Source organism: Erythrobacter sp. JB1-7, from assembly GCF_057365015.1.
The window spans coordinates 2367840-2383153 of the sequence record NZ_CP200291.1 but is presented as its reverse complement, the minus strand read 5'-3'; the positions used below and the strand labels follow the sequence as shown (position 1 = coordinate 2383153).

The following is a 15314-nucleotide window of genomic DNA, read 5'->3' as shown; positions in this document are numbered from 1 at the left end:
GTATGCTGTCACCGTTCAATTACGAAAGAAAGCAAAACATAAAGCACGAAGGCGTCTAGTAAGCCTGGGGCTATTCATCTTAACAATTCTATCTTTTCAAAAGCGTTAGTCTAATGATCGGCAAGCGGGAAAGATCTATGTCGCGGAATACCGGATATAGTCCAGCAGGATCCTTGCTCGTTGGATCGCACATTCAAAGATGCGTTCATCTGCTTGACCATATCTTCTATTATAGACAGGCCCATTGAGCCGCTCTTGTTTCGGGCTTTGTTAAGATCGAAACCGCGGCCGTTATCTTGGATGCGCAAGGTGAGGGAATTGTCCTTGCTAGCCAATTCCACATGCAAAGTGCCTCCCTCTAGACCGAAAGCGTGCTTGTATGCATTGGTCATGATCTCAGACAAGACAAGGCCTAGTGGCGTAGCGGTATCGACATTAACTTGCGCATTCTCGATATCGGAAGTCACAATGATTTCGGAACGTCCGAGGCTGGAGTCGAGAAGTGCTAGCAGCTCGATGATAAGCTCGTGCGTATCGACTTCGGACGTATCCGAGCTCATGTAAAGGTGGTCATGCACCAGAGCCATTGTGCGGGCGCGATTTGCAGAATCGTAGCGGCTGCCAGGAGATTTGCTCATGTCCTTTTTACGTCGGGCATCAATTCTCAATAGGCTTGATAACAGCTGAAGGTTGTTTTTGGTTCGGTGATGAATTTCCGACAGAAACATATCGCGCGTCAATACAAGTTGCCGTTGATATCGGTACGATCGGTAGAGAATAAATGCGAGCAGGCCGACAAGGCCCACACCCATCAAAGACAGGATGCCGAGCAGCTGAGATCTCTGTAATTGGAGATCCTTGAGCTCCCCGTTGCGCTGCATAAGTCTTAGATCTTGCTCGCGGTCGCGCACAGCAAACATAAGTTCCGTATTGGCCAGCGCTTTCATATTATCGCCACGATACTGGGCCTTGCTGATCTTGGCTGCGGCTTCAAGATAGGGAATGGCCATCTCCGGTTTTCCCATCCGCTTCAACATATTCGCCATGCTTTCCGCGTATTCTAGGTTCCAAAACTTATATCCGCCTAGAGATGGTAAATCTTCGACGGATGTCCCAGACGCTTCTATCAGGTCTTTTGCCTCAGTGAGCCGTGAATATGACAGATCGTCATTTCCGCTTTCGAGATGTCTTTCCGCAATCCAGGTCAAAACAGCCGCTTTTTTGATACCATCCATCGGGCCATCGTATCTTTCCAAGGCTGCTTGTGCTCGTTCGAGAGCGTCATCCATGCGCCCAAGATCATAGAGTGACTTTGCCATGTGAAAATCGGTATAACCTGACATGTATGCGTCAGTGGTCTGAAAAATTTTGCCCGCGCGTGTCAGGGTTTCCAAAGCTTCGGCAGGACGACCAGCCCAATAATGTTGGACTCCAATTTCTTTTACGATGTTTGCCTCAACACTGCTCGTCAGGGCCAGATTAGTGCCTTGTGTGGCATCCAATGCAGCCTCGAAAAGCGTAATAGCCTTGTCGTGTTGCCCTAGATCGGAATATATCCCTGCAAGATATTTGTTTGCGTTGTATACTATGGACTGGTCTTTCAGTCTGGTCCCTATGTCCATGGCCTTTTGGGCCAGTGCAATGGAATTTGCGAAGTTTTGCGCGAACATTTCCGTGTTAGCATCGCTGAGATAAAGCATGGCCAACATGCCTTCTGCGTTATGTCGCTGATAAATTTCCTCTGCCTTGGATGCGTATTGGTTTGAAAGATCGATATCGCCGTCGTGACCGGTCTTCCAGCTCATCCCCTGAAAAGCGCATCCAGCCCACAACGCCAAGCCAGCATTGTTGACAGCCTCGAGAACTTCCTGACCTTCAGGCGAGGTGAAGTCTAGATTTATGATTGTCGCAGCCAGGCCGTCGCAGCTCACATCTCGAGCTTTCAGATTATCCACTTGTTCATAGCTTATGGTGGACGCACGGTAGTGACCTATTGCATCAGCCAAGCGACCCTGACGCGCAGCGATCACGCCATAACCATATTGCAGGCTAGGAACCATACGGATCAAACCCGCAGCTTTTGCTCGCGGCATGAGCTTGTCATACATAATCGTTTGACGATCGCGATCGCCGGACAGTCCGATGACCTCAGCACGGGCACGTTCGATCAGGATCGATGCAACTTCATCAGCCACATTCGCTGGATCGGCTGCCATGGCGTCTAAGCGTTCCATAGCATCGTCTTCGCGCATGATCTTGAGGGCTCCGAATGCGCTCATACGTCGCTGATTGTCTGACGACAGCTTTGTTATCAGCTCGGGCAAACGTTCTGCAGGAAGATATTTACGTGTCTCGCGGATGTAGTTGTCGACAACCGCGGATTGGAGATCGGAATTGAGTTGGGGAAGCTCGTCTGCGCAAGCAGCCCCCAGATCATCCGGAACGGTCCCGTAAGCGGCTTGCATTGCAGTCCGGCATGGCGAGGCCTGCAAAGTATCGTTCTTGGACTGCGAGCATCCCGATAAAACGCCAGCAGATATTGCGGCGAAAAAAATCACTAGTAAGCGTAATCGAAGCTCAGTTATTGCCCTATTACGGCGCTCGACCAACATTCTTAGTAGACTTAAATATGTATGCTGGGTTTGGCAATCACAGAAACAGGCATGGTGTGCGAGGGGCATTCTGTCTAATCGCAACTTGTCTCTGTTCCGCGCAAGTACCCCTTCCCAAGTTAATTCTCAGGCCATGAGATTTGCCACTCAGCCAGTGCGACTGAGCGGGCGGTCTTTTAGGTTTCTCTATCAAATAGGTAGTGTTGGGCATTGAGGTGCTTGTGGACGTTAGCGTGGCCTGAGGCGAACCTCTGTAACGACTTCATCTGCCGAAATCTGAGCATCGCTCGCTCTCGCAATCGTAACGGCTGGTGGCTGTTCTCCAACCTGTTATTGGCCCAGCGTCCTACCTCCTGTTTGTCCCGCTTGCCGGGTTCTCGCATTGCAGCTTTCTTGTCGCACATCTTCGTGACGTAGCTCTCGAGGATCTCGCCCTACTGGTCGACTGCGCGCCGCAGATAATGCAGCTCGCCATTGATCTTTACATAGATCTCGTCGAGGTGCCACTTCCACTGCCAGAAGACCCGCATCCGGCTTACTCGCTGTCGCTGGACATCATCTGCGAACAACGGGCCGAACCCGTTTCACCAATGCCGCACGGCCTCGTGACAGAAATCATTCCTCCGCTCCGCCAGCAGGTCGTCGACATTCCTAAGGCTCAGCGGAAACCGGACTACCCTCGCAGCCTAAGTCTGCAATACAGACAAGATCGGTGCTGGGGGTGGGTGGCGGAGACGGTGGGATTCGAACCCACGAAAGAGTTGCCCCTTTACACACTTTCCAGGCGTGCGCCTTCGACCACTCGGCCACGTCTCCGCATGCTTTATCAGCAGGTGCGCGTCGATAGCGACGCCTTGACCCTTTCGCAAGCGATGATGCGGTGCCACAAGGTGTTTCATGAAACAGCCACTGATTGCCGCCGCCGCGCTTCTCGCATTTGCCCTCCCCGTTTCCGCTCAAGAAGAGGCACAAGCAGCGCCTTCTCCCAATGAAATTGTGAGCGCCGCTGATGCTGCAGATTGGGTCAGGATTGCGGCAGAGGATATGGTGGTGATGACGCTGGCTCCTGACCGTGACGGTAACGAGCGACAAGTGGTGATCCAGCTAATGCCTGCGCCGTTCAGCCAAGGGTGGGTGGAAAACATCCGCACCTTGGCGCGCGCTAAATGGTATGACGGTATCTCGGTGAACCGCGTGCAGGACAATTACGTCGTCCAATGGGGCGATCCCAATCACGACAATCCTGAGGCGGAGGGCGAGGCGAAGCCGCTGCCTGAGGGGCTGAAGGTGATGGGAGAGGAGGAGTATCTAGTCGATGAAAATAAACTAGGCGAAGCGGACATGAACCTCGATAGTCTGAACGCTTTTCGTCGAGAAATGGGATCGGCGGCATTTCTTTGGGTCGCTGAATCTGCGCTCAAAGCGGTGCTCTCTAGGCAAGATGTCTCAGAGCCAGAGAAAAAAGCAGCGATCCAAGAATACCTCAAAATGACCGAAGATGTTCCCTTTCCCGGTCCACACAACGATGGTGAAATGAGCAGTCATGATATCGCCATGATCTCAATCAACACTACAACCACGCCGACGGCGCCAAATGGCTGGCATGAGCGCGACAGTTATGCCGAATGGGTTGAGTTCAGGCGTGGTTGGCCAATTGGCAACTACCAAGTCGGGCCCTGGCGTGACGAAAACGACAATGAGATCGAAGCACCGATGTTGCCGCACGCGGAAGTCCAAAAGCGAGGTTTCTATCGTGATGTATCCGAGAACTTTTTCTGGCCCGTCCATTGCTACGGCATGGTAGGCGTTGGCCGAAACACCTCCCCCGACACAGGCTCAGGCGCAGAGCTTTACACCGTTATCGGCCATGCACCGCGTCATCTTGATCGCAATATCGCGCTTGTAGGGCGCATTATCAGCGGGATGGAGCATCTGTCCTCCCTTCCTCGCGGCTCAGGCGCATTGGGTTTCTACACCGCTGAGGAAGCGGACAAGCGCACGCCTATCCTCTCGATCCGCGTAGCCTCCGATTTGCCCGAGGCTGAGCAGCCCCGCTTTGAATATCTCTCCACCGAAACCGAGAGCTTTGCCCGCTATGCTGAGGCACGCGCCAACCGGCGTGATCCATTCTTTATCGTGCCCGCAGGCGGCGCGGATATCTGCAATATTCCCGTGCCAATTCGCGCCATTGCTACCGAGAGTTCGGCAGACGAATGAGCGAGACGATCAATACCGCCCTCCCCCTGCAGCGGTGGAGCGGGGAGCGCGGCACGTATCATCTGGTGAACCTGAAAGGCAAAGCCGCTGAGGCCATCACCACTCACGCTGCCCTGCACCGCCTCGAATTTGGCAAGCAGCGCGGTTTTGGCTCTGTCAAATGCTATGCGCAGATTGGCGAAACGCGCTGGAAAACCTCGGTCTTCCCGATGAATATCGAGACCATGTCCAAACGCAGCAAAAATTGGACGCTGCTGGTGTCCAAAAAGGTGATGCGCGCTGAAAATCTGGCCGAGGGAGACCCGGTCAATCTGACGCTAGAGCTGCTTTAGGTTCAGTGCGAACCGATGGATCGCTCACAGGATCTATGTCATCCACAGCCAGATCGCGTGCAGACTTTCGCACCTGAGCAACAAACACGCCTGCCTTTTCCCGCATCTTTTCAGCCACATGGCCAAGCTCTTGCGCGCTGGCCACAACCTCATTGATTGCCCCGCCCGTCTTCTCATTGGTGCACCGCATTTTTTCGAGGCGTTCAACAACGCTGCTCGATCCCGATGCTGCCACATCAATATTGCGCGCCAATTCTTCACCCGACAAAGACTGCTGATCGACCGCGCTTGCGATGACCCCAGAGGATTGTTCAAGCTCAGTAATCTGAGTCACAATCGATGTGAGCGCATCAACGCTGGAATTGGTTGAAGATTGGATCGCGTGAATTCGCTCACCCACACTTTGGGTCGCTGCGCTCGTTTGATTGGCCAGTTCTTTCACTTCGCTCGCTACCACCGCAAAACCGCGCCCTGCCTCACCTCCCCGGGCCGCCTCGATCGAGGCGTTCAAGGCAAGCAGATTTGTGCGCTGCGCGATCGTTTGGATCAGTTCAACAATCTCGCCAATTTCATCAGCGGCATTGGCCAAAGTGTTCATCTGGGAATTGGCAGCATCAACCAAAGTGCTGGCTTCGCGCGCCAGTGCTGCTGACCCCGAAGCCTGCTGGCTGATCTCGCTGATTGACAAGGCAAATTGGTCCGTCGCAGCAGCGGCAGCGGTCACATTGACATTGGCCGCTTCCATGGCCTTGCTCGCTCCGCGCGATTGCTCGGCGGACTCGTGTGAGAGAGCTTCCATGGATTGCGATGTCTGGCGCAATTGCTCGATCGCGCTGGAAACGGAGGCGACCAATTCGGTCCCGGTTACTTCAAACTGATCCGCCCACCCTTCGAGCAATCCGCTGGTTTCGCTGCGAAGCGTTGCGGCTCTTTTGTTCAACGCTTCTTGCTGTGCCAAACGCTGCTCGGCTTCCCTTGCCCGAGTGTCATTGAGGCCGCGAAGTTCGAGAGACTTAACGCGAAAAACCTCGAGCGCTCTTGCCATTTCACCTATTTCATCCCCGCGCATTTGGCCCGGGATCTCGGCATCAGTTTTGCCGCCGGCAACTTTGGACATTTGTGCGGTCATCGATCGAACCACGCCGACAACGTTTCGGATAATCGAGTTGACACCGACAAATGTCACCACAAACGAAACCAGCAAAAGCGACCCTGCAAGACTCAAGGTCCAAACGAGCGCGTCGAAAAATTCATTCGAGATTGTGCTCACATCATCGCGAAGCTGTTCGACATTGGCGCGCTGATCGATTTCGGCAGCCTTGATGGTTTCGCGCAGAGCACCGATTGCTTCTTCCGACGCTGGCAGGGGCAATGCGGCGACCTGAGCTTGCACCTGGATGAGGTCGGCTTGAAAAGCGTCAAGTTGGTCTTTGGTGGCGATTTGCCCCGCGCCCTGATTGCGGTCTTGGGCAATGGCGATCTCTGCTTTGGCATCAGCAAGCGATGACGCAATTGCCTGCTTTCGCGCGGCCGTAAATTCATCACTGGGTCCGTCCAGCTGCGCCTGTGCATCGCGCAGATCCAGCGTTGCCTGACCAGTGCGTATCTCCGCGGCGATCATATCGCCCACATCTTCGCCCCAATTCAGAAAATAGAGCCAGCATCCCAAGACGATGAGCCCCATGCTTCCCAGAATAATCACATTGCCAAGCATTGCAAAGCGCAATTTGGCATTCAAGGAATAGCGATCCAGCCATTTAGGCCGCCGGGTTGATTGGCCGGTTTTGGGATATTCGTCTGTATCACCCGCAAGCAGGCTCAATTCGCCCGGCAAATCAGGCGGCGTTCCCACCTCGATCGCCCCTGATGGGCTGTCCGACATATCGACACGATGACTGATCGCATTCACAGTCAAATCCCTTTCACTTAGGATCCTGGCAAGGCGTTCAAAGCAATTGCGTTGAAGGTCCAGATTGGCAAAGGATGTGTCAGCACCGGTTTAAAGACTGGTTAACCCGGCTTTAACTAAGCAATGCCCCGTATTCTGCGGGTTACAGCCGCTTAAGCACGTTTAGATGCGTTCAGCCTGAGCGACCGCATCACTGGCGCGCAAGGCGCTCAAGATGCGTGTCAAATGGGTTAAATCCTCGACCTCTGCATCGATTTCATAGGTGGTAAATGGATGATCGAGCTGTGTTTGCGACAGGCTGGTCACGTTGATCTTGTTCTGCGCAAAAACGCCCGCCATTTCCGCCAGCGTGCCGGGCCTGTCATAGATCGTCACCGCTAACCGCCCAATCGCGCCATGGGATCGTTTACCCCAGGACAGGTCCAGCCAATCGGTGTCCTCACCATTGGCGAGTTCCAGGCAATCAATCGCATGGACGAGCACCGTTTCGCCCTTGCGCCTTAAGCCAACAATGCGGTCACCAGGAACCGGGTGGCAGCATGTCGCCAATTCAAACGCAACGCCCGGCGTCAATCCGCGAATGGAAACCACCCGTTCGCGCCGCGACCAGTCTGCATCGCTATCGAATTCAGACGTGCATCCCGGCACCAAAGCTTCCATCACTTCGCGGTCGGTCAGCTTGGCAGAGCCTATCGCGAACATTAGTTCTTCAGGCGTTTCCATGCCCAATCGCTCAATTGCCGCACGGATCGCTTTCTTGCCAATGCGCGCAGGCACGCGGGAGGCGATTTCATCGAACAGTTTGGAGCCGATGGTCGCAACCTCAGCGCGCTCCTTCATCCGCACCGCGCGCCGGATCGACGCACGCGCCTTGCCTGTCACGACAAAGCCCAGCCACGACAATTGCGGCTCTGCGCCTGCTCCCTTGATGATCTCCACCACATCGCCATTATTGAGCGGCGTCCTGAGCGGCATGTGGCGGCCATTGATCTTTGCCCCCACGCAGGCAAGTCCCAGATCGGTGTGCACCGCAAAGGCGAAATCGACCGAGCTTGCACCCTTTGGCAATTGGAACAAGGCGCCTTTGGGAGTGAACGCGAAGATGCGATCCTGATAAATCGCCATGCGCGTGTGTTCGAGCAATTCTTCGGCATCGTGGCTGGCATCGACAATCTCAATCAGATCGCGCAGCCAGCCCACCGCGCCATCGTGTTTGTCGCCCTGTTTATAAGCCCAATGCGCCGCCAGCCCGAATTCATTGCGCTTGTGCATTTCGCGCGTCCTGATCTGCACTTCGACCCGCATTGAATTTTCATACATCAAGCTGGTGTGCAGCGAGCGGTAACCATTGGTTTTGGGCGTTGAGATGTAATCCTTGAATTTGCCGGGTAAAAACTGCCACGTCGTGTGCAGCACGCCCAAAGCGCGGTAACAATCCGCCTCGTTATCGGTTACCACCCGGAACGCCATGATATCAGTGACCTGTTCAAAACTGACATGGCGTTCAGACATTTTCTGCCAAATCGAAAAGGGGTGCTTTTCGCGTCCCATCACTTCGACATTAAGATCAGCCTCGGCCAGCGCCTGCTTTATCGAAAGCGCGATGGCATCGACCTGACCGCCATCGGAATTGCGCAGTTTTTCAAGCCGGTCGGTGATGGTGGCATAGGCTTCGGGTTCAAGCTCGCGGAACGACAGCGCCTGCATTTCGCGCATATATTCGTACATGCCCACACGCTCTGCCAAGGGGGCGTAGATATCCATTGTCTCACGCGCGATGCGCTGGCGTTTTTCAGGTTTCTTGATGAAATGCAGCGTGCGCATATTGTGCAAACGGTCAGCCAGCTTGACCAACAGCACGCGAATATCCTCTGACATCGCCAGCAAAAACTTGCGCAGGTTCTCCGCCGCGCGTTCATTTTCGGGCATAGCCTCGATTTTTGAAAGCTTGGTCACTCCGTCGACCAATTGCGCGACTTCGGCTCCGAAATGCTGTTCGATATCCTCAATCGTTGCCAGCGTGTCCTCAACCGTATCATGCAGCAAGGCCGTGATGATCGTTTCCTGATCCAGTTGCAGGTCAGTCATCAGTCCCGCCACTTCGACCGGATGCGAGAAATACGGGTCTCCGCTCGCGCGTTTCTGGCTGCCATGTTTTTGGACGGTGTAAACATAGGCACGGTTCAGCGCCGCCTCATCAGCGGATGGATCGTATTCCTTGACCCGTTCAACAAGTTCATACTGGCGCAGCATCACTTGCGAGTATGTGGCGAACATCGCCAGCGGGCAAGCGTTAACGCATCTCGTTTCAATTGCTTGGAGCGCCGTTCAAAAAGGGAAATGGATATTTAGGTAGTAGCGCTGTGGCTGAAACATTGGGCCCAACGTGCCGTTCTAAGGCACATGGGACACGAAACGGCGCTCTCTTCAGGCAAAGTGCATGCTGCATCAGCAGCGACAATAGTCGCGGCAGTGTGCGGCATCATCTTGCTGTGTTCCGGGCTGCTGACAGGTGCCGCCTTGCAAATCGCCAGCGTCGCGATGATCACTGCATTGGCGTTTGCATTTCTGCTGCGCGATGCAACGGCGCGCCGCCGCGCCAAGGCCGAATCTCTCACTCTCGCTGCCCAGATGCGCGGGCTGAAAGAAACAAACCGGCTGCTAAAACTCACCGAAACCACGGCCAAGGTGGGCCATTGGCGTGTCGATCTGAGCAACAATAAAGTGTATTGGTCAGATGGGTGTTTCGCGATCCACGGGCTTGAGCCCGATGAGCCGCCCGCCCTTGAGGATGCGATCAATTTCTATCACGAAGGGGATCGCAAAATCGTCAATGAAGCCATTGAAACATCCCGGCAAACCGGCGAACCGTTCAGTTTTAGAGCGCGCTTGCTGCGCGCCGACGGCGAAGTGGCCCATACGCAAAGCACTTCGCTGGTTGAATTTGACGAAAATGGCAAAGCCAGCGCTTTGTTTGGTGTGTTTTGCGACCGCACCGAAGAAGAAAAGATGCAGGCCGAACTGCGCGAGGCCCGCAACAATGCCAACGCATCCGCCAATGCGCGCAGCTCTTTCCTTGCAAAAATGAGCCATGAAATCCGCACTCCGATGAACGGCGTGCTGGGTTTTGCAGAATTGCTGTCCACAAGCGCGCTTGATGCGGAACAGCAGCGGCATGTCGATCTGATCCTGGATTCCGGCAAAGCGCTGCAAACCCTGCTCAATGACATTCTCGATTTGACCAAGGTCGAGGAAGGCAAGCTGGAATTGCGCGCGGACAATTGCGATATCGCGCATCTGGCAGCCAAAGCCGCGCGCCTGTCGCAGCCCATTGCGCAGGAAAAAGGCGTTGATCTGACCTGTGAGATTGCCTCGGATGTGCCGCGCTATGTGCAATTGGACGGGCTTAGGCTGCGCCAGATCCTTGGCAATCTGTTGTCCAATGCTGTGCGCTTTACCGATCAGGGCGCAGTATCGCTCAAACTGACGCGCAGCAAAAGCCACATCATCTTCACCGTAAGTGATACCGGGATTGGAATTGCTTCGAATATGCTGGTGTCGATCTTTGATCCGTTTTGTCAGGACAATCAGCGCATGCATTCACAGCGCGGCGGAACGGGTCTGGGCCTGCCCATCAGCCGCCAATTGTGCGAATTGATGGGCGGTGATCTGGTGGTTGCAAGCGTGCAAGGTGAAGGATCAAGCTTTACACTTTCCCTGCCGCTTGTGCTTGCGCCAGCGCCTCAGATAAAGGGACCACCAGCAGCTGAGATCGCCGCCAATCCCTGTGCGGGGTGCAGCTGCAGGATATTGCTGGCCGAAGATTTCGATATCAATCAGGAACTGATTTGCGAAATGGGGCGCCGTCTCGGCCTCACATTTGAAATTGCGGAAAACGGCGAAGAAGCGGTGAAAGCTGTTATCGATGCCCGCGATGAGGTTAAACCCTATTCCATGGTTCTAATGGATTTGCAGATGCCGCGCATGGATGGGCTGGAGGCGACCCGCGCAATCCGCGAAGCTGGCTTTGCCCCCGAAGATCTTCCCATCGTCGCTCTCACTGCCAATGCGTTCAACGACGATGTCGAAGCGTGCCTGGAAAGCGGGATGCAGGAACATGTGGCAAAGCCGCTGGAACTGGCGCGGCTGCGCGATGTGATGCACAAACATCTGCGCGGGTTTAAAACTTTAACAGACGCTCCCTTGCCCTGCGAAATAGAAGCCGCAAGCGGCAGCCAAACTACGTCCAAACAGCGCGCGGCGGCAGGCTCATCAGGATCGCGTCAACATTGCCGCCGGTTTTGAGGCCAAAGATCGTGCCTCGGTCATAGACGAGGTTAAACTCGGCATAGCGCCCGCGATATTCGAGCTGCTGGGTTTCCTCCTCAGCGGTGAAATCAGACTTCATGCGTTTGCGCACAAGCGCGGGGAATATGTCGAGGAATGTCTTGCCCACATCTTGGGTAAACGCGAGGTTCGCCTCAAACGCGGCCTCATCAGCGCATTCCAGATGGTCGTAGAAAATCCCGCCAACGCCCCGGTGCACATTGCGATGCGGGATATAGAAATAATCTTCCGCCCATTTCTTGTATCGCTCATAATAATCGCCGCCATGCGCATCGCACGTCGCCTTGAACTTCGCGTGAAACGCCTCGGTGTCTTCCTCGTAAGGAATGGGCGGATTAAGGTCTGCCCCGCCGCCAAACCAAGCCGCCTGCGTGGTAAGAAAGCGCATGTTCATATGCACGGCAGGCGCATGGGGGTTGGCCATATGCGCAACCAGGCTGATGCCGGTCGCAGTAAACTCTGGATGTTCAGCGCTTGCGCCGTTCACCTGAGCCGCAAATTGTTCAGAAAAGCTGCCGCGCACGGTGGATACATTCACGCCGACTTTTTCAAACACTTTGCCTTTCATCAAGCCCTGAACGCCGCCGCCGGGATCATCATTGCCCTCTTCCTCGCGGTTCCATGGGGTGTATTCAAAGCTCGCATCAGAGCCCGCCTCGCGCTCAATGCTTTCAAATTCTGCGCAGATCATATCGCGCAAGGTTTCAAACCAGGTGCGCGCTTGCTGTGTGTTCGATGTCCAGTCCATATCCGCGCTCTTGCCAAAGCGCTCCTCTCCCGGCAAGAGACATCGCATGGTTCTTGTTTCGTTCACCCCTTCACATCATGCCTGATACTGGCGCTGCGATGGAGTTTGCAGGCCATGAAATGGTGCTGCTCAAATCGAATGCGCTGTATTGGCCGGCGGAATGCGCAGTGCTGGTCGCCGATCTGCATCTGGAAAAGGGCAGCTGGTATGCGCAGCAGGGGCAAATGCTTCCCCCTATGACAGCCGCGAAACTTTGGAGCGGATTGCCGATGCTGTGAAAGCGACGGGCGCGCGGCGGGTTATCACTCTGGGGGATAATTTTCACGATGACGCAGGCACGCACAGGCTCGATCCCTATGCCGCCGGAATGCTGGAGAGTTTGACCCGCGCGCTCGATTGGGTTTGGATCACGGGCAATCACGATGAAAACATGGCGCGGGCATTCGGCGCTGCGATTACGGGCGAGCTGGAAGTCGGCGGCGTGATCTTGCGGCACGAGGCAAAGCCGGGCGAAACCCGCGCGGAGCTTTCCGGGCATTATCATCCCAAGATGCGCGTGCGTGTAAGGAACCGCCATATCGCGCGTCCCTGCGGCGTGATCAGCCGATCCATGGAAGCAGGCGATCGCATGATCGCGCCGGCCTTTGGCGCATACACAGGCGGAATGGATGCAGGCGCGCCGGAGATTTTGAAGGCGCTAAGTCCCGCAAGCGCGATTGATGCGGTGCTCCCCGCAAAGGGCAAATTGGTCACATTCCCGCTTTATCGCGAGGCAGCTTAAGACTCTGCCTAGCGTTTCGAGCTCAAAACCCCTACATGGAGCGCGTAAGAATCAAGGCTACAACAGGAGAACACAATAGCCCGTCCACCTCGGCGTCAGATGGCCCCGCCAACTAAAAGCGGCCCTCGCTATGACAATTTCATTCAAGTGCCCAAAGTCCGCGTCATTGATGACGAAGGCGAAAATCTGGGTGTGATGTTCACGCGCGAAGCGGCAGAACAGGCCAATGAGAAAGGTCTTAACCTGGTCGAGGTCTCGCCCAATGCGGACCCCCCCGTGTGCAAATTCCTCGATGTTGGCAAATATCGGTATGAGGCTCAGAAAAAGGCCAATGCCGCGCGCAAAACCCAAAAGACGCAGGACATCAAAGAAGTTAAAATGCGCCCCAATATCGACACGCATGATTATGACGTGAAGATGCGCAATGTGAACAAGTTCATCGACAATGGCGACAAGGTGAAAGTGACATTGCGCTTTCGCGGGCGCGAAATGGCGCACCAGCATTTGGGCATGGACCTGCTCAAACGCGTGCAGGCCGATGTCGAAGAAACGGCCAAAGTCGAAGCATTCCCGCGGCTGGAAGGTCGCCAAATGCTGATGGTGCTGGCTCCGAAATAGGTGCGGCCAAACGCTGCAGCGTTAAAACGGGCGTTCGAAAGAGCGCCCGTTTTTGTTTGCTTGATAACGCGCGTTTTTGTTTGTGTTCGCTTCGCGCGTTCTTGTTTGGGCTCGCTAACGCTCACGCCGGACCACCCCACCTCCCCGCCCGTCCACCATATCCTATGGAACCCTTGGTGGACGGGCGGGGAGGTGGGGTGGTCCGGCCAAGGATTGCACGGATGTGCAATCCGCACCAAACAAAGACTCAGGCGCGGTCCGGCCAAGCCCTTGGCGGATGCCAAGGGCGCACCCAACAAGCACTGTATTCGACAAATAACACACCGAAACCGATTACCGTCATCGCGCGTTACATTATTTCATGTACCACAGTATTAGGGCCAACTGCTGTGCACTTCGCGCTGCAAAGGCCCAGCGCGCCGCCTTCCCCCTTTGTGCGGCGCGCCTTAAACTTTAAGCTGCGGATTGGCTTCGCATCCATACCGCGCATCGGCTAAACGGTCTCGCAAGAAGGGCCGGTCTGTTACCCACGGAAGGACTACCAGAATGCCCTTGTTAAGGCCTCTCCCTCGCCGCCCGCGTTCAGGATCTGCGCGCTTTGCCGCCATTCTTGCGATTAGCACTTGCGCTGCCGCTTTTGCCGTTCAGGCAGCACACGCCCGCAGCGCCTCGGTAGATCCGCAATATGCGACCTTTGTGCCCGGCGATAACCCGAACAATGACCGGATCGATTATTCAATCTGGACCGAGGCGATGCAGAACCTTGTCATCTCAATGGGCCCTTCCCTGCGCCAAGGTGCCGGCCGGCCTGATCCCAGTTTTGGCTCGCGCCGCCAATATGGCCATGTCTCGCGCTACAGGCTCGAGGGCACGCGGGTCATGTTCAGCTTTTTCGATGATGCCATCCGCGACAGTTTTTCAGAATATCGCCGCGATCTGGAAGCAACCGCCAGCCAGATCGACATTCAGGCGCTGAGCCGCAATGAGCAATTGAGCTATTGGATTAACCTGCACAATGTCGCGCTGGTTGAGAAAATTTCGCAAAACTGGCCCCTGCGCCAGCCCCGCGAATTGAAAGTCGATGGCGTGCCTTTGGATGAGGCAAAGTTTATCACAGTCGAAGGCATCAGGCTTTCCCCGCGCGATATTCGCGAGAAGATCGTCTATCAGAACTGGAACGATCCGCTGGTTATCTATGGATTTTGGCGAGGCGAAATTGGCGGGCCTTCGATCCAGAAAGAGGCATTTGACGCCAGCAATGTCGGCCGGCTGCTAGAACGCGGCGCGCGCGATTTTGTGAACTCGCTGCGCGGCACGCAAAAATCAGGCAGCCGCCTTGATGTGTCGAAAATCTATGAAGAGGCCGCCCCCTTCTTCTTTCCCAATTTCGAAGCAGATGTGCGCGCCCATATCGCGCAATATGCGAATACCGAAGTGAGCGAATTGCTGGCAAAAACCACCAGCACTGAGGCGCGCATTTCAGAATATGACATCGCCGATCTGGCCGGCGGCGTGCGCGAGCCGACCTATCAGAACATCACGTCTGGCGGCAGTTCGGTCAGCGCGCGCATACCCCAGAGCATGGCGCGTCTGCTCGCCCAGCGCGAACAGAAATTCCAGAAAATCATCCGCGAAGGGCGAACCGGAACGGTCACTTTCAGCAATATCGCATTGCCGGGGGATCCAGAAGATAAAGGCGAGATTGAATAGATCGCCATTGGTAGCATTTTGACTTTACGAGCGCGGTGAT

General features: G+C 55.1%; 9 protein-coding genes, 1 tRNA gene and 2 pseudogenes. 6 read left to right on the top strand and 6 right to left on the bottom strand.

What is annotated here, in order from left to right; genetic code table 11:
• Positions 1-110 precede the first annotated feature (110 nt).
• The 3 genes and pseudogenes from AC0V6W_RS11650 to AC0V6W_RS11640 form a co-directional block, all read right to left on the bottom strand.
• On the bottom strand, positions 111-2612 hold the full coding sequence (locus AC0V6W_RS11650; protein ID WP_486150176.1) for a sensor histidine kinase: 2502 nt from the start codon (positions 2610-2612) through the stop codon (positions 111-113).
• Positions 2613-2788: 176 nt separating this feature from the next.
• A pseudogene (locus AC0V6W_RS11645) lies at positions 2789-3286 on the bottom strand (IS6 family transposase); the annotation flags it as partial.
• A gap of 52 nt (positions 3287-3338) precedes the next feature.
• Positions 3339-3428, bottom strand: a tRNA-Ser gene (locus tag AC0V6W_RS11640).
• Between the two features lie 81 nt (positions 3429-3509).
• Between AC0V6W_RS11640 and AC0V6W_RS11635 the strand changes: the two genes are divergently transcribed.
• Positions 3510-4829, top strand: coding sequence for a peptidylprolyl isomerase (locus AC0V6W_RS11635; protein ID WP_486150174.1), 1320 nt, complete (start codon positions 3510-3512; stop codon positions 4827-4829).
• Positions 4826-5161: a DUF1905 domain-containing protein gene (locus AC0V6W_RS11630; RefSeq protein WP_486150172.1), complete on the top strand. Its 336-nt coding sequence runs from the start codon at positions 4826-4828 to the stop codon at positions 5159-5161. The genes AC0V6W_RS11635 and AC0V6W_RS11630 overlap by 4 nt, the downstream gene beginning before the upstream one ends.
• Here AC0V6W_RS11630 and AC0V6W_RS11625 read toward each other — a convergent pair.
• Together AC0V6W_RS11625 and AC0V6W_RS11620 are read right to left on the bottom strand one after the other, a co-directional pair.
• Positions 5136-7070: a methyl-accepting chemotaxis protein gene (locus tag AC0V6W_RS11625; RefSeq protein ID WP_486150170.1), complete on the bottom strand. Its 1935-nt coding sequence runs from the start codon at positions 7068-7070 to the stop codon at positions 5136-5138. The two genes, AC0V6W_RS11630 and AC0V6W_RS11625, sit on opposite strands and share 26 nt — an antisense overlap.
• A 162-nt stretch (positions 7071-7232) precedes the next feature.
• Positions 7233-9323 carry a RelA/SpoT family protein gene (locus AC0V6W_RS11620; protein WP_486151595.1) on the bottom strand — a complete coding sequence of 697 codons (2091 nt, stop codon included), beginning with the start codon at positions 9321-9323 and terminating at the stop codon, positions 7233-7235.
• Positions 9324-9473: 150 nt separating this feature from the next.
• On the opposite strand from AC0V6W_RS11620, the gene AC0V6W_RS11615 reads away from it, so the two are divergent.
• The gene (locus AC0V6W_RS11615; RefSeq protein WP_486150168.1) at positions 9474-11375 is read left to right on the top strand and encodes an ATP-binding protein; all 1902 of its coding nucleotides are present in this window, start codon (positions 9474-9476) and stop codon (positions 11373-11375) included.
• Here AC0V6W_RS11615 and hemF read toward each other — a convergent pair.
• The gene (gene hemF, locus AC0V6W_RS11610; RefSeq protein ID WP_486150166.1) at positions 11311-12165 is read right to left on the bottom strand and encodes an oxygen-dependent coproporphyrinogen oxidase; all 855 of its coding nucleotides are present in this window, start codon (positions 12163-12165) and stop codon (positions 11311-11313) included. The genes AC0V6W_RS11615 and hemF overlap by 65 nt on opposite strands.
• Positions 12166-12263: 98 nt before the next feature.
• Between hemF and pdeM the strand changes: the two are divergent.
• The 3 genes and pseudogenes from pdeM to AC0V6W_RS11595 all read left to right on the top strand — a co-directional run bounded on the left by pdeM (position 12264) and on the right by AC0V6W_RS11595 (position 15274).
• Positions 12264-12946: pseudogene (pdeM, locus tag AC0V6W_RS11605) on the top strand (ligase-associated DNA damage response endonuclease PdeM).
• Between the two features lie 99 nt (positions 12947-13045).
• The gene (gene infC / locus AC0V6W_RS11600) at positions 13046-13564 is read left to right on the top strand and encodes a translation initiation factor IF-3 (protein WP_486150164.1); all 519 of its coding nucleotides are present in this window, start codon (positions 13046-13048) and stop codon (positions 13562-13564) included.
• Positions 13565-14110: 546 nt separating this feature from the next.
• Positions 14111-15274 carry a DUF547 domain-containing protein gene (locus AC0V6W_RS11595; protein ID WP_486150162.1) on the top strand — a complete coding sequence of 388 codons (1164 nt, stop codon included), beginning with the start codon at positions 14111-14113 and terminating at the stop codon, positions 15272-15274.
• The last annotated feature ends 40 nt before the right edge of the window (positions 15275-15314 follow it).